Here is a 25013-nt window from a genome sequence, read left to right as displayed (position 1 = left end):
AACCGCCCGGGCTGAAGCTTTTGGCGTTGCTTCTGTCTTGCGGGTGGCCTCAGCTACGCTTCGCGGGCGTCGGCCGATGCAGCCGCACCGTGCGGATCGACTGGTTATCCATCTGAACGATGTCCATCACGCATCCGGCAATCCTGACACTGACCGCCGCCTCGGGGATCTCCTCCAGCACTTCCAGCACCAGTCCGTTGAGCGTCTTCGGGCCGTCGGTCGGCAGGTTCAGGCCCAGGCGCCGGTTCAGGTCGCGCAGTGACATGCCCGCATCAGCAAGATAGGCGCCAGCGGCATCCCAGGCCTGCTTGCCGGCACTCGGCAGCGTGGTGGTGAATTCGCCGATCATCTCTTCGATGATGTCTTCCAGCGTCACCAGCCCCAGCATGTCGCCGTATTCGTTGACGATCAGGCCGATGCGGCGGCGGTTTTCCTGGAAATACTGTAGCTGCCGGAAAACGGGCGTGCCGCTCGGAACGAAGTAGGGCTGCACGAGCAGGTTGCGGAAATCGTCGTGGGTGAGCGCGGTGTGACCCAGCAGCGACAACGCCTTGCGCACGTGCAGGATGCCGATCACCTGGTCGCTGTCCTGCTCGAATACCGGCAGCTTGTTGTGATAGCAGGTCTCCAGTTGCTGGACCACCTCTTCGATCGGGCGCGACAGATCCAGCGATTCCACACGCGCACGCGGCGTCATCACGTCGTCCACGGTGATGGCGTCGAGGTCGAACAGGTTGAGCAGGATGCTGCGGTGCTTGTGCGGGATGAAGTTGCCCGATTCCAGCACCAGCGTGCGCAGTTCCTCGGTCGACACGCGTTGTTCCGGCGCCGTGCGCGTATTGATGCGCACCAGCCGCAGCAGGCCCATGGCGAAGGCGTTGACCACTGTCACCAGCGGCGTCGCCGCCTTCATCAGCGGTCCGATGATGAAGCTGGCCGGAAACGCGATGCGCTCAGGGTAGGTTGCCCCTACGATCTTGGGTGCGATCTCGCAGAACACGATGATCAGGAAGGCGACCACCGCCGTGGCGATCGACAGCGTGGTGCCGCTGTTGCCAAAGTAATGGATGGCCAGATTGGCGATCAGGACCGGCACGGCAGTGTTGATCAGGTTGTTGCCGATCAGGATCAGTGAGAGCAGCTTGTCGGTCTGGCCCAGCAACTGCTGCGTGTTGCGCGCGCCTGAGACATTGGATTTGGCGAGGTGACGCAGCCGATGGCGGTTGAGCGCCATCATTGCGGTCTCGGAAATCGAGAAGAAGGCGGAACAGCACAACAGCAGCGCGACGGCGCCGAGCTGCGCCCAGAGCGGCCAGGATTCCAAGGCGGGAGAGGGTGAGCGGCGAAGCGCCCACTATAGCAGAGGGGTTTGTCACGTCAGCGTTGACAATGGGTGGGCGCGCAAGCGGTGTGACACTCCCCCACTGGTGTCAGCAGACGACATGCGGAGCGCCTGGAAACCGGATGCGGTGGGGGGCGGCTTCGACGCGACGCACGCATCTGGATTGGACGTGCTGGCAATGGCGAGGTCCCTTGTTCCGAATGCGGATGGCGAAGGTGTCTTCGAGCTGGGTCAGGCGCGGCTTGAGCTGCTGCTTTTTCAGCTCGATGCAATACGCAACCTTCAATTTCCGGGCGGCAAGCGGCAGTAGAATCAGTTGGGGATGTCGTCTTCGCCAGGATGGCCGGCGCATTCGAACGCGTCGATGCTCAACGCATCCAGCCCCGCAGCTTCAGCGCTCAACGCGTGCCGGACGGCCGTGCATTTGTGGACCACCTTGATACCCGCTTCTTTGAGCGGAGGCAGCCATTTCTTGGGATTGTTGCCCGCCGTCTCCACAATCTTCACGCCGCCATCAATGATGGCCTTCACAAAGCCGGGGTAATCAGGCGGCGTTACCGACGGCAAGAACGTCAAGTTGACGCCAAACGGCTTGTTGGTCATGTCGCGGCATCGGGCGATTTCATTCGCTAGGTTCTCTGCCGTACGCTGCGTGACGGCCGTAATCATCCCGAGGCCACCGGTATTCGATACCGCCGCCGCCATTTTGGCAAAACCGCCCCAGTGCATGCCGCCCTGGATAATCGGATGTTCGATGCCGAACAGTTCTGCAATTGCAGTCTTCAAGAGCATCCTCGCGTTTTGCTATAGGTCATTGTGCGCGCCTCAAGCCACCACGCAGCCGGCGCGCAAATCGGCGATCTCACTAGGGTCGTAGCCCGCTTCACGCAGGATCTCATCACTGTGCTGGCCAACGTCGGGCGCTTTGCGTGGTTTGGTTTTCGGCTTACTGGACACGAAAAATGGAGAACCGACCGTCATCATCGTGTCGTTCTCGATCGGCAGCAGGAAGCCGTTGTCGATCGCCTGACGGTCCTCCACAACGTCGGCCAACTCTGCCACGATCTCGAACACTAGGCCGGCTGCGGTCAGGATGGCCCGCCATTCGCCTCGATCGCGCGTCGCGAACGCGGCATCGAGGACTGCGATCAGTTCGACCGAATTCTTGAAGCGGTCAGCCTGCGTCGCAAAGCGGGAATCATCAATCAGGGATTCAATGTCCAGGCACTTTGCGAGCGTCGGCCATTGGCGCTCTTCATTGAGGATCGTCAAAATCAGCCAGCGGTCATCCTTGCAACGGTAATACGTGGTCAGCGCGTTGAACAAGCGCTCACGCGGCGGCCGCGGGAAGATGGTCGCGCCGCACAACGCCGCCTGGATCATAAAGCCGTTGGACCACAGCCCATTGGCAACCAACGACGAACCGACCTGAGTACCGCGCCCCGTGCGCTCGCGCTCATAGAGCCCTGTCACGATCGCGGCGAACAACGCCATCGCCGACGAGTGGTCGCCCATACCGGTGTTCGCGCGGGTGGGCGGAGATTCCGCGTCGCTGCGCACGCCGTCCATCAGCCCCGAGCGTGCCCACCAGGCCGTCATGTCGAAGCCCGGTTTACTCGCCTCTGCGCCAACTTCGCCATAGCCGGTGAACGACGCATAGACGAGCCGATCATTGAGCGCGGAAAGCGCGTCATGGCTGATGCCGAGCTTGTTGCGCACCGCCAGCGGCAGATTGGTGATGAAGACATCCGCTTCGCGCACCAGGCGCTCCAGCACAGCCAGCCCTTCGGGTTGCGCGATGTCGAGCGCAAGGCCGCGCTTGCTGCGGTTATCCAGCAACCACGCGTAATTGACATCTCCCTTCGGCATACCAGGAAGTCGGGCGAGATTGCGCCCCGGATCACCCGCGCCAGGTGGCTCGATCTTGATCACATCGGCACCGAAATCCGCCAGCACGGCTGCAGCGCCGGGGGCGGCGATAAAGCTGCTGCAGTCGATCACGCGCAGACCCTCGAAGATCATTTCCGTATCCTTATTGAACAGGGGGGGCGGCGGGGTCACAAAGGCTCTCGTGACCGCCGATTGAGGACCGCGAAGCGCGGGCAATATCGGTACTGCCTTGCGCCGCGCTACGTTCGGCCCGCAGCATGGGAAGGCATGCCAGCATGGGCATTAGCAGCCTTCACTGTCAGCAGAACAAGAACGCCGGACGCGACATACATGGCCATCACGAGATAGAGGCCCTGAACGTTGCTGCCCGTATTCTTCATCAGCATGGCGTTGACGGACGGCGCGACGGCGGGCCCGAGGTTGCCAAGGCTGCTGATCAAGGCGATACCTCCCGCTGCGACCCGTTTGGGCAAATATTCGCTGGTCAACGTGAAGAACAACGGCGTGGCAGATCCAAGTCCGATATAGGCGACGGCCAGGCCGATGAGCGAGGCTGCAATCTGCACTGCTTCCTGGCCCTGCGTGAGCGTCACGATGCCCAAACCTGCTGCGGCCAAGGTTGTGGAAAACGCAAAATGTCGACGACGCTCCTGATGTGCGTCCGAATGGCGCCCAACCCAGATCATTCCGCCAACGGCGCACAGCTGTGGAGTCGCGGCCAGGCCCCCCAGGATGAAGAGGTCTTTAACGCCCCAGTTGTGGATTAGCGTGGGAAGCGTGAAAACCACGGTATAGGTCGCGCCGAGGAGAAGAAAGTACCCCAGCGCAAGCAAGTACACCTTCGGATCACACAGCATCTGAAGAAAGGCACTGTCACGCTCGCTAACAATGTCCTTGTGATCATGTTCGAGCCGCTCGCGCAACAGTGCTTTCTCTTCAGGTGAGAGCCAATCTGCCGATTCAGGACCGTCGTCCAGGTATAGATACACGACGATGCCCAGTATCGCCGCCGGCAGACCTTGCAGCACAAACAACCACTGCCAGCCGTGGTAGCCGCCGACATCGTTGAAGTACTTCAGGATACCGCCTGAAATCGGACCGGCAAGCATCCCCGCTATCGTCGCGGCCGACATGAAGATTGCGATCACCTGACCGCGGCGTGCAGACGGATACCAATAGGTGAAATACAGAATGACACCCGGAAAGAACCCCGCCTCGAACACACCGAGCATGAAGCGCATCACATAAAACTGCGTTGGCGTGTTGACGAACACCATTGCAGACGCTACCAAGCCCCAGCAGAACATGATGCGAAGGAGCGTCTTGCGCGCGCCAATTTTCTCGAGTATCAGGTTGCTCGGCACCTCGAACAGAAAGTAGCCGATGAAGAAAATGCCGGCGCCCAGTGCATACACCCCGGCATCAAAGCTCAGCGTCTGCTTCATCTGAAGCTGCGCGTAGCCTATGTTGATGCGGTCCAGGAACGCAACCATGTAGCAAACTAGTAGCAGCGGAAGCAGCCGCCAGCCCACCTTCCGGTAAACCAGATGGTCTTCTGACGAAGAAAATGCGGATACGGACGGATTTCCGATCGGTCCGGTCTTGGGGTTCATCGTTGTCTCCGTGCTCCGGTCTGGCCGGATGCTTGTTCTCGATTTGAATTGAGAGGGGGCACGACAACAGTGGAACCGCCAGCGTCGTTTGGTACGGCTGTGCGCGATCGTTGTCTGACCTCTAATGGCACGAGACTATCGAACGACACAATGGACCAGGAAGGTTCCATTTGCCAAACAGGAGGGTGAGTTTTGACCATGTCCCGCATACCGAGGTATCGGGTGAATGCTCATCGCCGTGCGCTCGAGCGCTCAGGCGCGGCCAGCGAGGCTCTTCATTTGCGGCGCCGGCGATGGCACCGGACCAGCCATCGCGATGTCGCAGGCGATCGAAAACAGTCAAAATTGGCCCAGGCCGGGCGATTCTGGACCCGTTCAACGCATGCTCAAGGACTCCGGCACGGAGTCTGGCGGGCTTTCCAGGATATCGGGGTCATTATCGATTGGCAGCACCCAATGCGGAGATAACATTGCCATTCATTTAGGAGAGTCCCTGGATGCAGCTTATTGCCCCTGGTTCCAAAGACAAGATTTACCCGCCGCACAAGATTGCGGCGCTCGTCGCTGCAATGGCGGAGGAAGGCATCGATGCCACTGAAGTGTTGTCAGGAACCGGCATCACGCCAAAGCAACTTCAGTCTCCCGCAATGCGCGTGTCATATCGGCAGACCCGCCAAGTCTTTCTGAATACGCTTGGCTTGACCTCTGACCCGACCTGCGCATTTCGTGCCGGGGGATGCATGCGCGTCACTGCGTATGGAATGTACGGGTATGCGCTGCTCAGCAGCCAATCACACCGGGAGTCGCTACATTTTGCGTTGAAGTATCACCGCGTGATGGGGCCAGTGGCAAACATGGCCTATACCGAAGAGGGCAACGATGCAGTCTTCATCTATACGCCGCTGCTGGCTGAGTCCCCAGAGGACGATTTGTACCGACTGACCACGGAATTTCAGCTCGCCAGCCACCGCACGTTCACTCTGGACTTATATGGCCCGTCTTTCAGGCTGTCAGGCGTTCGTCTGAAATACAGAGCGCCTAAACACGCTCAGGCGTATACGGAGTTTTTCGGCTGCCCTGTGCTGTTTGGCCAGGAGCACAACGCGCTGCGGTTCGATCTGGGCTGGATGTCCGAGCCAATGCCCTATGCGAACCCGATTACCAACGCCATGGCATTGGAGATGTGCGAAAGGAGCTTGGCAGAGCTGAGCAAGACAGGAAGCGTTGCGGCCGAAGTCTATCGTGTGTTGTTCGAGCAGCCGGGGCGATTCCCCAATATTGATGCGATTGCCGAAGAACTGGAGACCAACGCCCGGGCCCTGCGCCGCAGACTGGCAGACGAGCAGACGTCTTATCGGAACATCCTGGCCGAGGTACGGATGCGCCTTGCCATCGAGTACCTGCAGAACACCGATATGACAAACGATGAAATCGCAAGCCGCCTTGGCTACAGCGAGTCAGCCAATTTCCGGCACGCGTTCAGCCGCTGGACGCAACGTACGCCATCGGACTATCGCAACGGATAGGCCCATCCGTGTCGCTTGTCAGGTGGCACGAGGCCGTACAGAACTCCAGTCGAGGTTTCGACATTTTGCTCCCATGACGCGCTGGTCGAAACTCACCCCCGGATCGAGCAAATCGGACCTTTCTTGCGCGTAGCCGCGTTCGATAGTCTCCTGTCAAAGATCACGTAAAAGATGACAAGGAGATCTCGCGATGCCTTTAGCCCAAGACAGCGCTCAGCACAGGAAAGGCCGCTTCGCTCGCACCGCTGAAGCCGAGCGGTACACCCGCTGACATGCTTACTTCTTGCGGGTCGGACGTAGCCAGCACCGCGATTGAACCACAGGGCGCTTTTCCGACGGACTCGCCTGAATCGGTGGCGCGAAGCGCTCGGCGTCCGACGTTGTGCCAAGCAGGCTGCTCAAGCGCCCCGCACTAGGGGCTAACGTCCGCTCGAGAGCCACCAATTCATTCACATGATCCCACCACCGCTCGTGTGATCGCCGTGGCAAATCACATTGCGATGAAGCGACGATGACCCTGCATGGGCAACGTACATGACAACCAGAGACTCAAGCCAGCATGACCAATCAAGAAATCGAAAGTGCTCCAGTCAAAGCGGAACTACGCGGTAATGTGCTGTGCATAACCGTGGACCATCCACCTGTCAATGCACTCAGCGCGGCGGTACGGCGCGGCCTGCTGGATGCACTGGAAGCTGCCGAACGGAATGCCGACGTCGCGGCCGTTCTGCTCGTCGGTGCGGGCTGCAACTTCATCGGCGGCGCAGATATCCGTGAATTTGGCAAGCCGTCGGTGGCCCCGTCGCTGCCGGAGGTCTGTAATAGGATCGAAGCCTGCAGCAAGCCCGTCGTAGCCAGCATCGACGGTGCTGCCCTCGGGGGCGGCCTCGAAGTCGCGCTGGCCGCTCACTACCGGCTCACCCTCTCCGGTGCCAAGCTGGGGTTACCGGAAGTCTCGCTGGGATTGCTGCCTGGCGCAGGTGGTACCCAACGTGCGCCGCGCCTGATCGGTGCGCAAGCCGCGCTAGACCTGATGCTGAGCGGCCGACACCTCGGTGCCAACGAGGCGCTTGCATTGGGTTTGGTGGACCAGGTCTGCGAAGGTGAAGACTGTCTTGCCGAAGGTCTCGCTTATACCCTGGAGCTACTGGGCTCCAATGCAGGTGTGCGACGCACCCGTGATGCCACCGCCCTCTCCGATCGACAAGCGAATCGAACCGCCATCGACCAGGCTCGAGCCGCGATGGCGCTGAAATCCCCTGGATTGTTCTCGCCGATGAAAATCATCGAAGCCGTTGAGGCCGCGCTCGAACTTCCGTTCGATGAGGGACTGCACCGAGAGCGACAACTGTTTCTCCAATGCCTAGACAGCCCGCAGCGGGCCGGGCTCGTCCACGCGTTCTTCGCCGAGCGAGAGGTGTTGAAAGCGCCGGAAACACGCACGGCGAAACCGCGCCCCATCGCCAGTGTTGGTGTCGTCGGCGGGGGCACGATGGGTGCAGGCATTGCGGTGGCGCTGCTCGACGCAGGCCTCCCCGTCATCATGGTCGAGCGCGACGAGCCATCACTGGCTCGCGGCCGCGCAAATGTCGAGAAAGTCTACGACGCGCTGGTTGCAAAAGGCCGCATGACGCCGGAGGCACGCACCGCCGTATGCGCTCGCTGGAGTGGCAGTACCTCGTATGACGCCCTCGCCTCGGTTGACCTGGTGATCGAAGCCGTGTTCGAGGACATGGCTGTGAAACATGCCGTGTTTGCCGAACTCGATCGCGTCTGCAAGCGGGGTGCGATCCTCGCGACCAACACGTCGTACCTGGATGTCAACGCAATCGCGGCAAACATTTCGCGACCCATCGATGTGATCGGGCTGCACTTCTTCTCGCCCGCCAACATCATGAAGCTCCTGGAAGTCGTTGTCCCCACAAAGGTCAGCGCCGATGTCGTGGCGAGTGCCTTTGCCCTGGCGAAGCGGCTACGCAAGGTGCCGGTCCGGGCTGGCGTGTGCGACGGCTTCGTCGGCAACCGCGTGCTGGCCGTCTATCGCACCGCCGCTGACCATATGATGGAAGATGGCGCCTCACCCTACCAGATCGACAGCGTACTGCGCGACTTTGGCTTCCCGATGGGCCCGTTCCAGGTCGCCGACCTGGCTGGCGGCGACATTGGCTGGGCAACACGGAAGCGCCGCGCCGCCACTCGGGATCCCCGCGCGCGCTACGTGCAGATTGCCGACCGCCTCTGCGAGCGCGGCTGGTTTGGACAAAAGACGGGACGTGGCTATTACCTGTATCCCGAAGGGGCACGCAACGGCATGCCTGATCCTGAGGTCGAAGCGATCATCGACGATGAGCGCGCACGCGCGGGCGTGACGCCGCGCGATTTCAGCGATGAGGAAATCCTGCGTCGCTATATGGCTGCCATGATCAACGAAGGCGCCAACGTCGTGCAGGAAAAGATCGCCTTGCGCCCGCTCGACGTAGACGTGACCTTCATCTATGGCTACGGCTTTCCGCGCTACCGCGGCGGCCCGATGAAGTATGCCGACATGGTCGGGCTCCCGAACGTTTTGGCAGACATCCGGCAGTTCGCGAAGGAAGACCCGCTGTTTTGGCAGCCATCGCCGCTTTTGGTCGACCTTGTCGAGCGCGGCGCCGACTTCTCCAGCCTCAATCTCTCCGCTTAACCGTTTTCGGGAATCCAAGCATGCGCGAAGCCGTCATTGTTTCCACCGCCCGCACGCCGCTGACCAAAGCGCATCGCGGCGAATTCAATATCACTCCAGGCCCTACGCTCGCCTCTTTTGCCGTGCGTGCGGCAGTGGAACGTTCCGGCGTGGACCCGGAACAGATCGAGGACGCAATCCTCGGCTGCGGCTATCCGGAAGGCATCACCGGCCGCAACATTGCCCGCCAAGCGGTGATCCGCGCGGAACTGCCGCTATCAATTGCCGGCACCACAGTGAACCGCTTCTGTGCCTCCGGCCTCCAGGCCATCGCGATTGCTGCCGGCCGGATTGTCGTGGACGGTGTGTCCACCATGATCGCAGGCGGTGTTGAAAGCATTTCCGGTATCCGCACCCGCGAAGACGGTGCCAGTGGCCTCGACCCGTGGATTGTCGAACACAAGCCCGAGCTGTATCTGGCGATGATTGACACGGCCGATATCGTGGCGCGCCGCTATGGCATCAGTCGCGAAGCACAGGACCAATTCTCGGTTGAAAGTCAGCGCAAGACCGAAGCGGCCCAACTGGCAAACCGCTACGCCGACGAAATCGTGCCCGTCACGACGCACATGGCGGTCACCGACAAGGAAACCGACGTCGTGAGCCAACGGGAGGTCACGGTATCGGCCGACACCTGCAACCGTCACGGCACGACGTACGAAGCGCTCGCCAAGCTCGCCCCAGTCAAAGGGCCGGATCGGTTCGTCACGGCCGGCAACGCATCGCAGTTGTCCGACGGTGCAGCGGCATGTGTGCTGATGGAAGCCAAAGCGGCCGAACGCGCCAACCTCACACCGCTCGGCGCGTTCCGTGGCTTTGCGGTGTCCGGCTGTGAGCCGGACGAGATGGGCATCGGCCCCGTATTTGCGGTGCCAAAACTACTGGCTCGCCACGGCTTGACGATCGATGACATCGGGCTGTGGGAGTTGAACGAAGCGTTCGCATCGCAGGCCATCTATTGCCAGCAACGCCTCGGCATTCCATCGGAACGCCTGAACGTCAACGGTGGCGCAATCTCGATCGGACACCCATTCGGTATGACAGGTGCACGGCTCGCCGGACACGTCCTGCTCGAAGGTCGGCGGCGAGGCGTCAAGTACACCATCGTCACGATGTGCATTGCCGGTGGCATGGGCGCTGCAGGACTGTTCGAAATCTATTGAAAAGAAGACACCAAGCACGGCTCTGAACTTGGTCCCAGAAAAGAAGGCTTTTCCGTGCTGAGGCGCTACGCTTCCTGCAAGACGGACCTCCGCAGCGCTTAGCCGAAGAGCCAATCCTGGGTGCCCCTGTCCCCGGGCCGCCTCAACCCGCTTCAAGAACTCCGATTTGCCATGTCTGAACCGACCTCATCGCTGCCCCTCACCGGCATTCGTGTCCTCGATATATCCCGTGTGCTGGCTGGACCCTGGTGCGCCATGGTCCTCGGTGACCTTGGGGCCGAAGTCATCAAGGTCGAACACCCTCAGCGCGGGGACGACACGCGCGACTGGGGCCTGCGTGTTGGCTCAACGCAAACGGCTTACTTCAACAGCGTCAACCGTAACAAGCGGTCCGTGACGATTGACCTACAGACGGAAGATGGCCAACAACTCGCCCGTGAACTGGCCAGCAAGAGCGACGTCGTGATCCAGAACTTCAAGTTCGGGGGAGCGGAAAAATTGGGACTCGGATACGAGCAACTGAAGCAAGGGCATGAGGATCTTATCTACTGCTCAATTTCAGGCTACGACCGGACCGGCCCTGAAGCGGCGCGGCCGGGCTACGACCTGGTGATTCAAGGTGAATCCGGTCTGATGGCGCTCAATGGCGAGGCTCATCAACCCCCGTTGAAATTCGGCGTTGCGGCGGTCGATATGTTCACCGGCATGTATTCGGCGCAGGCCGTGCTGGCCGCACTATTCGAGCGCCAGCGCACAGGTAAGGGGCGACATGTCGAAATGGCCTTGTTTGACTGCGGCCTGATGATTACCGCCTACTACGGTTTGGAGGCGCTGATCATGGGCGAAGATCCGCCTCGCTACGGTAACGCGCACCCATCGATCATGCCGTACGGCGTGTTCAACGCGAGCGACGGACCACTCGTGATTACGGTCGGGAACAACGCTCAATTCGATCGGTTCTGCCGCGACGTCATCGAACGCCCGGATATTGCCGACGACGAACGATTCAAGACCAATATCGCGCGGGCATCGAACCGCGAGCTGCTAGCCCCCGAGCTCAAGCGTGAGATCGCCACGAGAGGGCGCCAAGATTTGCTGGAGCGCTTGGCGAGGGCCGGTATCCCGTGCGGTGAAGTCCTCGGCCTGCACGAAGCGCTGACATCGCCACGTGCAGCGTCAGCAGGCTTGGTCACGGAACAACCGCATGCGGAAGCCGGCAAAGCGCACGTTCTCGCCCCGCCCTACCGCTTCGACGGCAAACGTCCGCCAGTCCGCCTTGCTCCCCCGCAACTCGGTGAAGGCACGCATAACGTGCTGCAGTCTCTGCTCGGGCTGTCAGAAGAGCGATTGGTCCAACTGAAGGTTGATGGCGTCATCTGAGCCTCAACGCCAAGAACAATGCCCGCTCGTCGCCGGCCAGGGCCGCGTCGCGATGGCTACGAACCGACGCAGTCTTCGTTGGACTCACTGCGAGCTTGTTCACCGTAAAGGCCGGGAAGGCATTCATTTCGCCTCCTGGAGTTCGTGTAGACGCGAGCCTCGTACCGCGCCCGGCTGATGGCGACGTAGTACAGATTCATCAACGTGGAGCGGCTCTTGGTATCGAGCGCGATGAGCGCGCGGTCGTTGGTCAAGCCCTGCGAGCTGTGGACGGTGGTTGTCGGCGCTTTCCCGATCAGCTCGGAAAGCTCTTCGATGAAGATGACACGTTGCGGTGCGTCATTCTTAAGACGAGCAAAACCAGTCATTAGAGATACCTTTTAAAAGGTTGCTCCTAGACGGTTTTGGTGCAGGCCGGAGACTGGTAGCCGCCAGTGGTTCCGGCCACGGCTGCTTAGCGCTCAGCCGCGAATCGGACATCCGAGCCCTCACCTAAGCAAGCGTTAGGCGAGCGTGAATGTCGACATGAGGAAAGATGGTACAAAAGAAAATGTCCCGTCAACTGACGGGACATTCTTGGGACAACCAGATGTAGGATTTACTCTAACTCGATATGAACAGTGAGTTAGAGAAGGATCGATAACTCGTTGATCCCTCTAAGAAATTCTGGTCGGGGTGAGAGGATTCGAACCTCCGGCCTCTACGTCCCGAACGTAGCGCTCTACCAGGCTAAGCTACACCCCGATGCTTCTTCGCAGATCTCGTGCGTGTCAGGACTGACGTCGCAGCGAGAAAGCACACAAGTCTATCAGCGTCTGACGGAAAAGGGAAGGGGGAAATGCATTTGCGGCTTCTGCGGCGGCGGCGGCTTCGCGTTCCGCTGCTTTGCGCGTGTACTCCAGCGCGCCAGATGCTTGGATTGCAGCGAAGATTGCGTCGAAATGCTCGGTGCCGCCTTGCTCGATGGCCTGACGCACCAGCGCACGCTGTTCTTCCGTGCCGTTCGACAGCAGATGAATGAGCGGCAGCGTCGGCTTGCCTTCGCGCAGGTCGTCGCCAGCGTTCTTGCCCATCTGGTCGGCGGTGGCGGTGTAGTCGAGCAGGTCGTCGACGATCTGGAACGCGGTGCCGATGCGGCGGCCATATTCGGCGGCCGCCTCTTCGGTGGCGGCATCCGCGCCCGAGAGTACCGCGCCGATCTGTGCAGCGGCCTCGAACAGCTTGGCGGTCTTGTAGCGGATCACCTGCAGGTAGCGCTCTTCCGTCACGTCCGGGTCGTGCATGTTCAGCAACTGCAGAACCTCGCCTTCGGAGATGATGTTGGTGGCGTCGGCCAGGATCTGCATGATGCGCATGCTGTTGGCCTGCACCATCATCTGGAAGGCGCGCGAATAGAGGAAATCGCCCACCAGCACGCTGGCCGCATTGCCGAACACGGCGTTGGCGGTCTTGCGACCACGGCGCAGGTCGGACTCGTCGACCACGTCGTCGTGCAGCAGCGTGGCGGTGTGGATGAACTCGACCACGGCGGCCAGTTCGTGATGATGCTCGCCCTTGTAACCCAGCGCGTTGGCTACCAGCAGCAGGATCACCGGGCGCAGGCGCTTGCCGCCGGCGCTGATGATGTATTCGCCGATCTGGTTGATCAGCACCACCTCCGAGCCGAGCCGGCGCCGGATCACGGCATCGACGGCGCGCATGTCTTCAGCGACGGGGGCGAGCAGGACGGAGGCGGACATTTGGGTCAAGGCGGGTTCTGGCGGAGGGAGGTGGCAGACGGTGGCGCGCGATCGATGCAGCGCAAAACCGCGAGATTATAGAGCAAGCGGGCGTTTTGCCCGGTGTGCGAGCGACTGGGAAGTGGCGTCGCAGGCCGTTGCGCGGGCGGCACGCTTTAGTCTTTGATTTGCTTGGGTTTTTCTTGTATTATTGCGAGTTCTCTGTGTCTATTACTCGCGCAGGCGGGTGGTGAGTGGCGCAAGAGTCATGTTTTAGTTCAAGAATTAACGTTCTTTTATCGAGGTCCGACAATGTACGCGGTCGTAAAAACCGGCGGTAAGCAATACAAGGTTGCTGCTGGCGAAAAACTGAAAGTAGAACAGATACCGGCGGACGTTGGCGCAGAAATCACGCTTGACCAGGTGCTCGCAGTGGGCGCCGGCGACCAACTCAAGGTTGGTGCGCCGCTGGTGAGCGGGGCTGCCGTCAAAGCCACCGTCATCTCCCATGGTCGTCACGACAAGGTGAAAATCTTCAAGATGCGCCGTCGTAAGCACTACCAAAAGCACCAGGGGCATCGTCAAAATTACACCGAGTTGCGTATCGACTCGATCGTGGCCTAAGGCTGCGTCGTCTACGTAACCGGATAGGAGTTCAGTCATGGCACAGAAAAAAGGCGGCGGTTCCACACGGAACGGCCGCGATTCCGAGTCGAAGCGCCTGGGCGTGAAGGTGTACGGCGGCCAAGCCATCAACGCTGGTGGCATCATCGTTCGCCAACGCGGCACCCGCACGCACGCTGGCGTGAATGTGGGCATGGGCAAGGACCACACCCTCTTCGCGCTGGTCGATGGCCACGTGAAGTTCGCCAACCGCGGCGAAGGCAAGAAGCAGTTCGTCGACGTTGTTCCGGCGGCCTGATTCAGCCTTGTAGTGAAAAGGCCCCGCACCCGTGCGGGGCTTTTTCGTTTCTGGCCGCTAACAAAACGCGACCCTGATCCTGGGCGGTACGCTGCTTCTTGGTGCGCGCTTCCAGGCGCGTTTTGTTAGCGATGGCGCAGCAGCGCCGATTCTTTTACCTGCCGTGCGCACGCCGCACGGGCGGAGACCTCCATGAAGTTCATCGACGAAGCCCGGATTGAAGTGATCGCTGGCGACGGCGGCAACGGCAGCGCCTCGATGCGCCGCGAGAAATTCGTCCCGTTCGGCGGTCCGGACGGCGGCGATGGCGGGCGCGGCGGCAGTGTGTGGGCCGTCGCCGATCGCAACATCAACACGCTGATCGACTACCGCTTCGCCAAGAAGCACCTCGCGCGCAATGGCGAGAACGGCCGTGGCGCCGATTGCTACGGCGCTGCCGGTGACGACATCACGCTGCGTATGCCCGTCGGCACCGCCATCTATGATGCCGACACCGACGAACTGATCGCCGACCTGACGCTCGATGGCCAACGTCTGTGCCTGGCGCGCGGCGGCGAGGGCGGTTGGGGCAACATCCACTTCAAGTCGAGCACCAACCGCGCGCCGCGCCAGAAGACCGACGGTAAGCCTGGCGAGCGCCGCAACCTGCGCTTGGAGCTGAAGGTGCTGGCCGACGTGGGCCTGCTGGGCATGCCCAATGCCGGCAAGTCGACGTTGATCACCGCCATTTCCAACGCGCGCCCGAAGATTGCCGACTACCCGTTCACGACGCTGCACCCGAACCTGGGCGTGGTGCGCACGGGCCCGTCGAAGTCGTTCGTGGTGGCGGACATCCCCGGGCTGATCGAGGGTGCGGCCGAAGGCGCGGGCCTGGGCCATCAGTTCCTGCGCCATCTGCAGCGCACGCGCGTGCTGCTGCACGTGGTGGACATCGCCCCGTTTGATGAGAGCGTCGACCCGGTGGCGGAGGCCAAGGCCATCGTCGGCGAACTGAAGAAGTACGATGCCGAGCTGTACGACAAGCCGCGCTGGCTGGTGCTGAATAAGCTCGACATGGTGCCCGAGGACGAACGCGAAGCGCGCGTGAAGGACTTCGTGAAGCGCTTCAAGTGGAAGGGGCCGGTGCACCGCATCTCTGCGCTGACGCACGACGGCACGCAGGCGCTGGTCCACGCGATTCAGGAATACCTCGATACGCTGCGCGCCGAAGAGGAGGCCGCAGCGGCTGCGCCCGACCTGCGCCTGGATCCGACGTTGCACAACGTCGATCACGACCGCGGCGACGACGGCAAGAACGCATAACCACCACAACATCCTTCGGAGACACGCCCACCATGGCCCTGCGTTCGCTGATTGCCGATGCGCGCCGCCTTGTCGTCAAGGTTGGTTCCAGCCTGGTCACCAATGATGGCCGCGGCCTCGATCAGGAGGCCATCGCCCGTTGGGCCGCGCAGATCGCGGCGTTGCGGGCGGCCGGCAAGGAAGTCGTACTGGTCAGCTCCGGCGCCATCGCTGAGGGTATGCAGCGTTTGGGCTGGACCAAGCGTCCGAAGGAAATCCACGAATTGCAGGCGGCTGCCGCTGTCGGGCAGATGGGCCTGGCGCAGGTGTACGAATCCGAATTCGCGCGCCACAGCATCCGCACGGCGCAGGTTCTGCTCACGCATGGCGATCTGGCGGATCGCGAGCGCTACCTCAACGCGCGCTCCACGCTGCTCACGCTGCTGAGCCTGGGCGTGGTACCGATCATCAATGAGAACGACACCGTCGTCACCGACGAGATCAAGTTTGGCGACAACGACACGCTGGGCGCACTCGTCACCAACCTGATCGAAGGCGATGCGCTGATCATCCTGACCGACCAGCGCGGCCTGTATACCGCCGACCCACGCAAGGACCCGAACGCGCGCTTCGTCGACGAGGCGCAGGCCGGCATGCCTGACCTGGAGCAGATGGCCGGCGGTGCCGGCAGCAGCATCGGCAAGGGCGGCATGTTGACCAAGATCCTGGCGGCCAAGCGCGCCGCTAAGTCCGGCGCGCACACCATCATCGCTTCCGGCCGCGAGACCGACGTGCTGGCACGGCTGGCTGGCGGCGAGGCCATCGGCACGCAACTACGCGCACCGACCGGGCGCATGGCCGCGCGCAAGCAGTGGATGATCGACCATCTGCAACTGCGCGGGCGCGTGGTGTTGGATGCTGGCGCGGTGGAAAAGCTCACCGCCGGCGGCAAGTCGTTGCTGCCGATCGGCGTGACGGAAGTGCAGGGGGAATTCGCGCGCGGGGAGGTGATTGCCTGCGTCGATGCGGCTGGGCGCGAGGTGGCGCGGGGGCTGACGAACTACTCGTCGGCCGAGGCCCGACTGATTGCGCGAAAGGCGTCTTCGGAGATTGAGTCGGTGCTGGGCTACGTCAGTGCTGCTGAGTTGGTGCACCGAGATAATTTGGTGTTGCTCTGATTCTGTTGGTGGACTGTTTGCGGTCCATCCCCTGTTTCGGACCCGACAGGGGGGGGGATCGGGGATGGACAAACAACACAAAGCCAGCCATCCCCGTCAATCCCCCTAACCATCACGGCCCGTAGTACCGCGGCCCGGCTCCACCCAACCGCCGCACCAGCGTCGCAGCCTTCCCGTCTCCCGCCACCGACCGCACGTCGCAGAAGTACGAGCGCATCAGCGCCGAGGCGTAGTCGGTTGGGCCGCCGTTGCCGACGCGCTGCCAGTCGCTGGCGGCTTTGTAGGCGTTCAGGCTGGAGGTTTCAGTGTTCGCGGTCTCGTTCATGTCGACGGCGCGATTGCCGATCCACTGGTTGGTGTCGTTGCGCAGCGTGGCGTAGATGCGGCGCTCCGCGGTGTCGCAGCGCAGGCCCTCATAGTTGACGTTGCGCGCGCCGGTCCTGCTGGTGATCAGCACGGTGTAGCGCACCACGTTGTCCTTGCCGATCGACACCGATTTCGGATCGATGGCGAAGCGCAGCGGCGAGTCGCTGCGGCCGCCCACGTCGAACGGCACCGCATCGCGGTCAACCGGCGGAGCAGGAAAGGTGACGGCCTCTTCCTTGAAGGGCTTGTCGTTGAACGGGTCCATCAACAGCTTGTCTTCGAGGTCGCCGGTGCGGTTGTGGCCACATGCCGTCAACGCCAGCGCAGCCGCCAGCGCGAGCGGCACGAGAGCGCGGCGCGCTCTACGTGTCGTCGTCTTTACATTCACGAGTTGTCCTTGGACGGAGTGTCTTCGGGGTTGGGAGAGGAGGCCGGTTCTGGCGCTGCCACCGTCTCGACGATGACCGTCGTGGTGGTGACCGTCAACGTCGGCTGGGGGCCCGGGCCGCCATGGCCGCCGGAGCGGTCGCGGCCTTCGCGTTGCTCGCGATGCTGCCCGCCGCGCCCATAGGGAGACAGCGGCGCACGATTCTGCCGCTGCACGAAGCGTGAAAGCTCCGACAGCGCCAGTTGATACACCTCGCGCTTGAACTCGATGACCGCGTCCAGCGGCACCCAATACTGGCTCCACCGCCACGCATCGAACTCCGGATGCTCGGTGGCGCGCAGTTGGATGTCGCAGTCGCGACCGACCATGCGCAGCAGGAACCAGATCTGTTTCTGGCCCCGATAGTGGCCGCGGATCTCGCGGCGGATGAACTTGTCCGGCACCTCATACCGCAGCCAGTCGCGCGTGCGACCGACGATCCGGACGTGTTCTGGCAACAGGCCGACTTCTTCGTGCAGTTCGCGGTACATCGCTTGTTCGGGCGTTTCGCCGTACTTGATGCCGCCTTGTGGAAACTGCCAGGAGTGCTCGCCAATGCGCTTGCCCCAGAACACCTCGTTTCTTGCGTTGATGAGGATGATGCCGACGTTCGGGCGGAAGCCTTCACGATCGAGCATGACTGCACCTCGAATACTTTAGAATTACGCCGATTATAGAGCGGCCCATCGCTCGGCTGTCACAGAAGCCGAAATGTTGCCGCTCACTCGCGCCTCCTGGGGGAAGCGTGCTGCTCGCGCGAATGTGCGTCTGGCGCCGCATCGTATCCCTTGATTCTGGTGGCTTTTGCCCTTGTCCTCGCGGCTTTGGTTGGCCGCACCCTCTCTTATTGTCAGTCGCATGAAAGCGTCCCAGTTCTTCATTTCCACGCTCAAGGAAGCGCCCGCCGACGCGGAGATCGTCTCGCACAAGCTCATGATGCGTGCCGGCATGATCAAGAAGCTCGGCGCGGGCCTCTATACGTATATGCCCGTGGGTCTGCGCGTGATCCGCAAGGTTGAGCAGATCGTGCGCGAGGAAATGAATGCCGCCGGCGCGGTGGAAGTATTGATGCCGGTGGTGCAGCCGGCCGAGCTGTGGCAGGAGACCGGCCGCTGGGACAAGATGGGCGACGAACTGCTGCGCTTCAAAGACCGCCACGAGCGCGACTTCGTCATCCAGCCGACCTCGGAGGAGGTGGTGACGGATATTGCCCGCACCGAGATCCGCTCGTACAAGCAGATGCCGGTCAATTTCTACCAGATCCAGACCAAGTTCCGCGACGAGCGCCGTCCGCGCTTTGGCATCATGCGCGGCCGCGAGTTCACCATGAAGGATGCTTACTCCTTCGACCGTGACGCCGAAGGCCTGAAGGTTTCGTACCAGAAGATGGTTGAGGCGTACACGCGCATCTTCACCCGCTTCGGGCTGGAGTTCCGCGCGGTGGCGGCGGACAACGGCGCCATCGGCGGTTCGGGCTCGCAAGAATTCCACGTGATTGCCGACACGGGCGAAGACGCGATCGTCTACTGCCCGGATTCGGACTACGCCGCCAACGTCGAGGCCGCCGAAGCCATGGCCCCGGCCACGCCGCGCGGTGCTGCCGCCGAAGCGCTCACCAAGACGCACACGCCCAAGCGCGCCAAGTGCGAGGCGGTGGCTGAGCAACTGGGCATTCCGCTCTCGCGCACCGTCAAGTCCATCGTGCTGGCCAAGGATGTGGAAGGCGGTGAGCCGCAGATCTGGCTGCTGCTGCTGCGCGGCGACCATGAGCTCAACGAGATCAAGGCAGCGAAGGTGCCGGGCCTGGCGGACTTCCGCTTTGCCACCGAGGGCGAGATCCTGCGCGCGTTCGGCACGCCGCCGGGCTACCTGGGGCCGGTCGGCACCAAGCAGCCGGTCAAGGTGGTGGCGGATCGCACTGTCGCTGCCATGAGCGATTTCGTCGTCGGCGCCAACGAAGAGGATTACCACTTCACCGGCGTGAACTGGGGCCGCGATCTGCCCGAGCCGGAGGTGTACGACCTGCGTAACGTGGTGGCAGGCGACGCCTCGCCGGATGGTAAAGGCACGCTGGCGATCTGCCGCGGTATCGAAGTCGGCCACGTCTTCATGCTCGGCACGCGCTATTCCGAGTCGATGAACGCCACGTTCCTGGACGAAAACGGTAAGACCCAGCCGATGGTGATGGGCTGCTACGGCATTGGCATTACCCGCATCCTGGGCGCGGCCATCGAGCAGAACTACGATGTGCGCGGCATTATCTGGCCGGCATCGATCGCGCCGTTCCAGGTGGTGATCTGCCCGGTGGGCTACGACCGCTCCGACGCCGTGCGCGCCGAGGCCGATCGCCTGCACGCCGAGTTGGTCGCCGCCGGCTTCGACGTGATGCTGGACGACCGCGGTGAGCGCCCGGGCGCGATGTTCGCCGACTGGGAGTTGATCGGCGTGCCATTCCGTGTGGTGGTGGGCGACCGCGGCCTGAAGGAAGGCAAGCTGGAATTCCAGGGGCGCCGCGACGAGGCTGCCACCGCCGTGTCGCCCGCCGATGTGCTGGCGACACTGAAGGCGCGCCTAGCGCAGTAATGGGGCCCGCCCGCATGCGCCGTTTGCTCTCTACCCGCCCGATTGCTGCCGCGCTGTGTGCGGGGGCGTTGCTCGCGGGTGCGCAGGCGGCATGGGCGGGCGCGCAGAAAGAGGAATATCTGGCGGACTCGGTGCGCAGCGCACTGTCCGCCGCCGTGGCCGACAGCCGGCCGCTGCGCCCGGTGTTTGCCAACAACGCAGAGCAGCTTGGCTATCTGCGCTGGCTGGCCGAGATGTCGGTGCGCATGTCGGCCAAGATCCCGCAGGCGTCGGTGCGCGTGGAGCTGATCGAAACCGCTTACTACGAGGCCAAGCGCGCGGGGCTGGACCCGGCACTGGTGCTGGGCCTGATGCAGGTGGAAAGCGGCTTCCGCAAGTACGCCATGAGCAGCGCGGGCGCCATGGGCCTGATGCAGGTGATGCCGTTCTGGACGCGCAGCATCGGCGACAACGACAAGCGCAAGCTGTTCCATTTGCAGAGCAACCTGCGCTACGGCTGCACGATTCTGCGCCATTACCTCGACATGGAAGGCGGCAATCTGTATCTGGCACTGGGCCGTTACAACGGCAGCCGTGGCCAGCCGCAGTATCCGAACGCTGTGCTGGCGGCGTGGAAGCGCTGGCAGTATCAGGAATCGTCGGCCATGACCACCGTGTCAGCGCCGGCGCCAGTGCCGTTGGAGCCCGCGCCGCGCGCCAAGGCATTGCCGGAAGTGCCGGCGCGCAATCCGTTCTCACCGCTGCGCATTGCTGGCGGCTCCTGACCGCCTGCCGCCGGCCGGCCGGCCTACAATAGCGCCATCCCTCTCGTTTGCTGCATCTGCGCATGTCCACGATCCAACCGTACGCGACCATGTCCGACGCGCTGCACAACTGGCTGCAGCGTCACGTGGCCGAAGGCTTCGAGGCCGAACCGCTGGTGGCCTCGATGGTGCAGTCCGGCTATGACCGTGCTTTCGCGCGCAGGGTGGTGGACGAAGCGCTTGCCGTGCGCGCTCCAGCCCCGGCTCCGGCCGTGGCGCCCGCGCCGACAACGAGCACCAGCGCGGCAGTCCAGGATGCGGTCGAGAACAGCAACGCGGTACACACCGCAGATGGCGACATCCCCATCCTGTTCGCGCTGGAGACGCCGCGCATCGTGCTGTTCCAGCACTTTCTTTCGGACGACGAGTGTGACGAGCTGATCGCGCTCGGGCGCTATCGCCTGAAGCGCTCGCCCGTGGTGAACCCGGAGACGGGCGAGGAGAACCTGATCTCGGCCCGTACCAGCCAGGGCGGGATGTTCCAGGTGGGCGAGCATCCGCTCATCGCCAGGATCGAAGCGCGCATCGCCCAGGCCGTGGGTGTGCCGGTGGAGCACGGTGAGGGTTTCCAGGTGCTCAACTACCAGCCCGGTGGCGAGTACCAGCCGCACTTCGATTTCTTCAACCCGGGCCGCAGCGGTGAGGCCCGTCAGCTCGAAGTCGGCGGCCAGCGCGTGGCGACGCTCGTCATCTACCTGAACAGTGTGCAGGCGGGCGGTGCGACGGGCTTCCCGAAGCTCGGCCTGGAGGTGGCGCCGGTCAAGGGCAATGCGGTGTTCTTCGTCTACAAGCGGCCCGACGGCACGCTCGACGAAGACACGCTGCACGCCGGCCTGCCGGTCGAGCGCGGCGAGAAATGGATCGCCACAAAATGGCTGCGCGAGCGGCCTTATCGACGCGGTGTCTGACGTGACGCGCGGCCAGTAAAAAAGGGCGACGCATCGGTCGCCCTTTTTGTTTGCCTGTGCGCAGCGCAGCGTCAGGTGCTCTTCAGCGCGCGGATGCTCGGCAGGTTGCGCCAGTAGCCCTTGGCGTCCATGCCACAGCCGAACACATAGCGGTCCGGTACGTTGAAGCCGCAGAAATCCGGATACAGCGGCTTGTCCTTGGTGAGCGTTTTCTCGCACAGCACGGCGGAGTAGAACTCAGCGGCGCCCATGTCGATGATGCGCGAGCGGATCGCGGCCATCGTTTCGCCTTCGTCGAGGATGTCGTCAAGCACCAGCACCGTGCGGCCCTTGACCGACTCGCGCGGCGCCACGCGCCATTGCATCTCGCCGCCCACCGTCTGGTTGTTGTACCGCGAGAGGTGGATGTAGTCGAACTCCAGCGGGAAGGTCAACTTGGGCAGCAGCATGCCGGTAAACACGCACGCACCGCCCATCACGGACAGCACCATCGGGAAGGTGTCGCCGATCTTCTCGGTGATTTCGGTGGCCATGCGGTCCAGCGAGCCGCGCACGGCGTCTTCGCTGACGATTTCTTCGGAGTTGGCCCAGAGTTCGCGGGCCTGTTCTGCGCTCAGCATTGTGTTGGTCTACTAAACGGTTTGGGGAATGGGCAGGTTACCGGCCCAAAAGGCCCTTCATGCCACCTTTCATGCCGCCCATGGCGCGCATCATCTTCATCATGCCGCCGCCCTTGAGCTTTTTCATCATGCCTTGCATCTGCTCGAACTGGTTGAGCAGGCGGTTGACTTCCTGCACCTGCACGCCGGCACCGGCGGCAATGCGTCGCTTGCGGCTGGCCTTGATGAGTTCGGGCTTGGCGCGCTCGGCGGGCGTCATGCTGTTGATGATGCCTTCCATGCGGCGGACCTGCTTTTCGGCCTGGTCCATGTTGGCGCCCTGGGCCTGCTGCGCGAACTGAGCGGGCAGCTTGTCGATCAGACCGCCCAGGCCGCCCATTTTCTTCATCTGGCCGATCTGGGCCTTGAAGTCCTCCAGGTCAAAGCCGCCGGTCTTCTTGATCTTGGCCGCAAGCTTTTGCGCCTGGTCCATGTCGACGCCGCGCTGGGCTTCTTCCACCAGCGCGAGGATGTCGCCCATGCCCAGAATGCGCTGGGCCATGCGGTCGGGGTAGAACGGCTCCAGCCCGTCGAGCTTCTCGGCCACGCCGACAAACTTGATCGGCTTGCCGGTGATGTGACGCACCGACAGCGCCGCGCCGCCGCGCGCATCACCGTCGAGCTTGGTCAACACCACGCCGGTCAGCGGCAGGGCGTCGTTGAAGGCCTTGGCGGTGTTGACCGCATCCTGGCCGAGCATGGCGTCGACCACGAACAGTGTTTCGGCCGGCTTGAGCATGGCGTGCAGCGCGGCGATCTCCTGCATCATTGCCTCGTCGATACCGAGGCGGCCGGCCGTGTCGACGATCAGCACGTCGTGGTAGTGCTTCTTGGCCCAGTCGAGCGCCGCAGCGGCGATGTCGACCGGCTTCTGGTCCGGCTGCGAGGGGAAGAAATCGGCGCCGACCTGTTCGGACACGGTCTTCAACTGCGCGATGGCGGCGGGGCGATACACGTCGCACGACACCGTCAGCACTTTCTTCTTCTTGTTCTCTTTGAGCCACTTGGCGAGCTTGCCGACCGTGGTGGTCTTACCGGCGCCTTGCAGGCCGGCCATCAGGATGACCGCAGGCGGCGTGACGTTGAGGTTCAGCTCCGCCGCGCGGCCGCCCATGATATTGCTGCCGACGCCTTCCAGTGCTTCCTGGCCGCCGATGATGGCCGTCAGCTCGCGCTGCACAATGCCAACCAGCGCCTGGCCCGGTGACAGGCTGGTGATGACTTCCTCGCCGAGTGCCTTTTCCTTGACGCGGGCAATGAATTCGCGCACGACCGGCAGCGCCACGTCGGCTTCGAGCAGCGCCAGGCGGACTTCGCGCAGCATCTCGGCGGTGTTGGCTTCGGTCAGGCGCGCTTCGCCGCGCATGGTCTTGACCACGCGCGCGAGCCGTTGGGTCAGGTTATCCAGCATGACAGGGATCCGGAATTGGGGACAGCATTGGGGAAGAAGCTGGCCGACGCGCGCATCGCTTGCGTCGGCGGGAATGTGCCTTAGGTGTGCGCGCTACGCGGCCGCCAGACGAGGCTTTCGGTGGGGGCCGGCCCCGGCCAAACCGGGGTGCGCTGCGGTAAACTGTGCAAATGGTGATTGTACTGTATGCGCTGACGGCGCTTCTCTACGGGGCCCTCGCTTCTGCAGCGTGGGCGCGCAATGGTGGGCGGGGTGGGCTTGAGACCCAGGCCGCAGCCGGGGCCATGGCGGGCGGACAGCCGCACGGCGCCACGGTGCTGGTCCCACCGCCCCCCGCTTCCGATGCGGCGCCGACTTGGTGGCGCTGGACAATGCTGGCGGCCCTGGCCACACATGGGTTCCTGCTGCATGAAACCATCTTCCCGGCCAATTCGATGGTGTTCGGGTTCTCCTATGCGTTGTCGGCCATGCTGTGGCTGGGCGTGGGCATCTTCTGGATCGAAAGCCTGTTCTTCTCGCTGGCGGGTCTGGGCCTGCTGGTGATGCCAGTGGCGCTCGTCGGGAGCCTGCTGCCGCTGGCGTTTCCCGGCACGCAGATTCTCGGCTATGCGGCGAGCCCGCTGTTCAAGCTGCACTTTGCGATTGCCAACGTTGCCTATGGCTTATTCACGCTGGCGGCTTTTCACGCCATCCTGATGTTGGCCGCCGAGCGCCGACTGCATACCATCAACCGCCCGGCCGAATCAGGCTGGCTCAGCCGCTGGCTCGACCTGCTGCCACCGCTGCTCACGCTGGAGAAGCTGCTGTTCCGCTTGATCGGCGCGGGCTTCGTGCTGCTCACGCTCACGATCGCCTCGGGCGTGCTCTTCTCGGAGCAGCTTTTCCACCGCGCCTTTCATTTCGACCACAAGAACGTGTTTGCGGTGCTGTCATGGGCGATGTTCGGCGGCATCCTGATCGGGCGCCGCTTTTATGGCTGGCGTGGCCGCGTGGCGCTGCGCTGGGTGATGGCAGCGTTCGCGATCCTGCTGCTGGCGTACGTGGGCAGCCGCTTCGTGCTCGAAGTCATCCTGCACCGCGCGTAGCGCGTTCCGGGTTTTCTCGTTACCTCGTTTGCTGTT

Annotated in this window: 22 protein-coding genes, 1 tRNA gene and 1 pseudogene; 13 read left to right on the top strand and 11 right to left on the bottom strand. The window is 62.7% G+C overall.

The genetic code is table 11. From position 1 onward, the window contains the following. Nucleotides 1-49 precede the first annotated feature (49 nt). Nucleotides 50-1324 (bottom strand): HlyC/CorC family transporter, encoded by a 1275-nt coding sequence (locus B4F51_RS17510; protein WP_296227627.1) that lies wholly within the window; start codon nucleotides 1322-1324, stop codon nucleotides 50-52. Between B4F51_RS17510 and B4F51_RS17505 the strand changes: the two genes are divergently transcribed. After that, complete coding sequence (locus tag B4F51_RS17505) at nucleotides 1224-1652, top strand: hypothetical protein (protein ID WP_296227725.1); 429 nt, start codon at nucleotides 1224-1226, stop codon at nucleotides 1650-1652. The two genes, B4F51_RS17510 and B4F51_RS17505, sit on opposite strands and share 101 nt — an antisense overlap. Here B4F51_RS17505 and B4F51_RS17500 read toward each other — a convergent pair. The 3 genes and pseudogenes from B4F51_RS17500 to B4F51_RS17490 all read right to left on the bottom strand — a co-directional run. Next, nucleotides 1614-2128, bottom strand: a pseudogene (locus B4F51_RS17500) (NAD(P)H-dependent flavin oxidoreductase); the annotation flags it as partial. The gene B4F51_RS17505 and the pseudogene B4F51_RS17500 sit on opposite strands and share 39 nt — an antisense overlap. A 39-nt stretch (nucleotides 2129-2167) precedes the next feature. Next, nucleotides 2168-3364, bottom strand: a complete 1197-nt coding sequence (locus B4F51_RS17495; RefSeq protein WP_296227625.1) for a CaiB/BaiF CoA transferase family protein — start codon at nucleotides 3362-3364, stop codon at nucleotides 2168-2170. Between the two features lie 107 nt (nucleotides 3365-3471). Further along, nucleotides 3472-4845: an MFS transporter gene (locus B4F51_RS17490; protein WP_296227622.1), complete on the bottom strand. Its 1374-nt coding sequence runs from the start codon at nucleotides 4843-4845 to the stop codon at nucleotides 3472-3474. Nucleotides 4846-5342: 497 nt separating this feature from the next. On the opposite strand from B4F51_RS17490, the gene B4F51_RS17485 reads away from it, so the two are divergent. From B4F51_RS17485 to B4F51_RS17470, 4 genes are all read left to right on the top strand, one after another. Further along, entirely contained in the window at nucleotides 5343-6371 is a 1029-nt protein-coding gene (locus B4F51_RS17485; protein ID WP_296227620.1) for an AraC family transcriptional regulator, read from the top strand. Between the two features lie 559 nt (nucleotides 6372-6930). Continuing rightward, a complete protein-coding gene (locus B4F51_RS17480; RefSeq protein WP_296227619.1) occupies nucleotides 6931-9054 on the top strand; it encodes a 3-hydroxyacyl-CoA dehydrogenase NAD-binding domain-containing protein in 2124 nt (707 codons plus the stop codon). Between the two features lie 20 nt (nucleotides 9055-9074). Next, the gene (locus tag B4F51_RS17475; protein ID WP_296227616.1) at nucleotides 9075-10256 is read left to right on the top strand and encodes an acetyl-CoA C-acyltransferase; all 1182 of its coding nucleotides are present in this window, start codon (nucleotides 9075-9077) and stop codon (nucleotides 10254-10256) included. A 171-nt stretch (nucleotides 10257-10427) separates the two neighbouring features. Next, nucleotides 10428-11636: a CaiB/BaiF CoA transferase family protein gene (locus tag B4F51_RS17470; protein WP_296227614.1), complete on the top strand. Its 1209-nt coding sequence runs from the start codon at nucleotides 10428-10430 to the stop codon at nucleotides 11634-11636. A gap of 56 nt (nucleotides 11637-11692) precedes the next feature. Here the strand turns inward: B4F51_RS17470 and B4F51_RS17465 are convergent, their stop codons facing one another. The 3 genes from B4F51_RS17465 to ispB all read right to left on the bottom strand — a co-directional run bounded on the left by B4F51_RS17465 (nucleotide 11693) and on the right by ispB (nucleotide 13375). After that, nucleotides 11693-12004 carry a C-terminal helicase domain-containing protein gene (locus B4F51_RS17465; protein ID WP_296227613.1) on the bottom strand — a complete coding sequence of 104 codons (312 nt, stop codon included), beginning with the start codon at nucleotides 12002-12004 and terminating at the stop codon, nucleotides 11693-11695. 299 nt (nucleotides 12005-12303) lie between these two features. Continuing rightward, nucleotides 12304-12380 (bottom strand) — tRNA-Pro (locus B4F51_RS17460). 26 nt (nucleotides 12381-12406) lie between these two features. Further along, complete coding sequence (gene ispB, locus B4F51_RS17455) at nucleotides 12407-13375, bottom strand: octaprenyl diphosphate synthase (RefSeq protein ID WP_296227610.1); 969 nt, start codon at nucleotides 13373-13375, stop codon at nucleotides 12407-12409. A 291-nt stretch (nucleotides 13376-13666) separates the two neighbouring features. Here ispB and rplU point away from each other — a divergent pair, with 291 nt between their 5' ends. The 4 genes from rplU (at nucleotide 13667) to proB (ending at nucleotide 16735) form a co-directional block, all read left to right on the top strand. Further along, nucleotides 13667-13978 (top strand): 50S ribosomal protein L21, encoded by a 312-nt coding sequence (gene rplU / locus B4F51_RS17450; protein WP_011002728.1) that lies wholly within the window; start codon nucleotides 13667-13669, stop codon nucleotides 13976-13978. Between the two features lie 37 nt (nucleotides 13979-14015). Further along, complete coding sequence (gene rpmA, locus B4F51_RS17445) at nucleotides 14016-14276, top strand: 50S ribosomal protein L27 (RefSeq protein WP_004633021.1); 261 nt, start codon at nucleotides 14016-14018, stop codon at nucleotides 14274-14276. A gap of 192 nt (nucleotides 14277-14468) precedes the next feature. Next, the gene (gene obgE / locus B4F51_RS17440) at nucleotides 14469-15578 is read left to right on the top strand and encodes a GTPase ObgE (protein ID WP_296227590.1); all 1110 of its coding nucleotides are present in this window, start codon (nucleotides 14469-14471) and stop codon (nucleotides 15576-15578) included. Between the two features lie 32 nt (nucleotides 15579-15610). Further along, nucleotides 15611-16735, top strand: coding sequence for a glutamate 5-kinase (gene proB, locus B4F51_RS17435; RefSeq protein WP_296227589.1), 1125 nt, complete (start codon nucleotides 15611-15613; stop codon nucleotides 16733-16735). A 112-nt stretch (nucleotides 16736-16847) separates the two neighbouring features. Here the strand turns inward: proB and B4F51_RS17430 are convergent, their stop codons facing one another. Both B4F51_RS17430 and B4F51_RS17425 read right to left on the bottom strand, forming a co-directional pair. Continuing rightward, entirely contained in the window at nucleotides 16848-17489 is a 642-nt protein-coding gene (locus tag B4F51_RS17430; RefSeq protein ID WP_296227587.1) for a CNP1-like family protein, read from the bottom strand. Next, nucleotides 17486-18166, bottom strand: coding sequence for an RNA pyrophosphohydrolase (locus B4F51_RS17425; RefSeq protein ID WP_296227585.1), 681 nt, complete (start codon nucleotides 18164-18166; stop codon nucleotides 17486-17488). Before B4F51_RS17425 ends, B4F51_RS17430 begins: the two co-directional genes overlap by 4 nt. A 220-nt stretch (nucleotides 18167-18386) precedes the next feature. Here B4F51_RS17425 and B4F51_RS17420 point away from each other — a divergent pair, with 220 nt between their 5' ends. The 3 genes from B4F51_RS17420 (at nucleotide 18387) to B4F51_RS17410 (ending at nucleotide 21822) form a co-directional block, all read left to right on the top strand. Then, nucleotides 18387-20111, top strand: coding sequence for a proline--tRNA ligase (locus B4F51_RS17420; RefSeq protein WP_296227582.1), 1725 nt, complete (start codon nucleotides 18387-18389; stop codon nucleotides 20109-20111). A 14-nt stretch (nucleotides 20112-20125) separates the two neighbouring features. Next, nucleotides 20126-20875 carry a lytic transglycosylase domain-containing protein gene (locus B4F51_RS17415; RefSeq protein WP_296227580.1) on the top strand — a complete coding sequence of 250 codons (750 nt, stop codon included), beginning with the start codon at nucleotides 20126-20128 and terminating at the stop codon, nucleotides 20873-20875. Nucleotides 20876-20937: 62 nt separating this feature from the next. Further along, nucleotides 20938-21822, top strand: a complete 885-nt coding sequence (locus tag B4F51_RS17410; protein WP_296227578.1) for a 2OG-Fe(II) oxygenase — start codon at nucleotides 20938-20940, stop codon at nucleotides 21820-21822. A gap of 71 nt (nucleotides 21823-21893) precedes the next feature. Here the strand turns inward: B4F51_RS17410 and B4F51_RS17405 are convergent, their stop codons facing one another. Together B4F51_RS17405 and ffh are read right to left on the bottom strand one after the other, a co-directional pair. Beyond that, nucleotides 21894-22442 carry a hypoxanthine-guanine phosphoribosyltransferase gene (locus tag B4F51_RS17405; protein ID WP_296227577.1) on the bottom strand — a complete coding sequence of 183 codons (549 nt, stop codon included), beginning with the start codon at nucleotides 22440-22442 and terminating at the stop codon, nucleotides 21894-21896. A 37-nt stretch (nucleotides 22443-22479) separates the two neighbouring features. Beyond that, entirely contained in the window at nucleotides 22480-23892 is a 1413-nt protein-coding gene (ffh, locus tag B4F51_RS17400) for a signal recognition particle protein (RefSeq protein ID WP_296227574.1), read from the bottom strand. Nucleotides 23893-24062: 170 nt separating this feature from the next. On the opposite strand from ffh, the gene B4F51_RS17395 reads away from it, so the two are divergent. Next, a complete protein-coding gene (locus tag B4F51_RS17395; RefSeq protein ID WP_296227572.1) occupies nucleotides 24063-24977 on the top strand; it encodes a cytochrome C assembly family protein in 915 nt (304 codons plus the stop codon). Nucleotides 24978-25013 lie beyond the last annotated feature (36 nt).

The organism is Ralstonia sp. UBA689 (genome assembly GCF_002298975.1).
Taxonomy (GTDB): domain Bacteria; phylum Pseudomonadota; class Gammaproteobacteria; order Burkholderiales; family Burkholderiaceae; genus Ralstonia.
The sequence above is the reverse complement of the archived record's forward strand: the minus strand, read 5'-3'. Positions and strand labels throughout refer to the sequence as shown.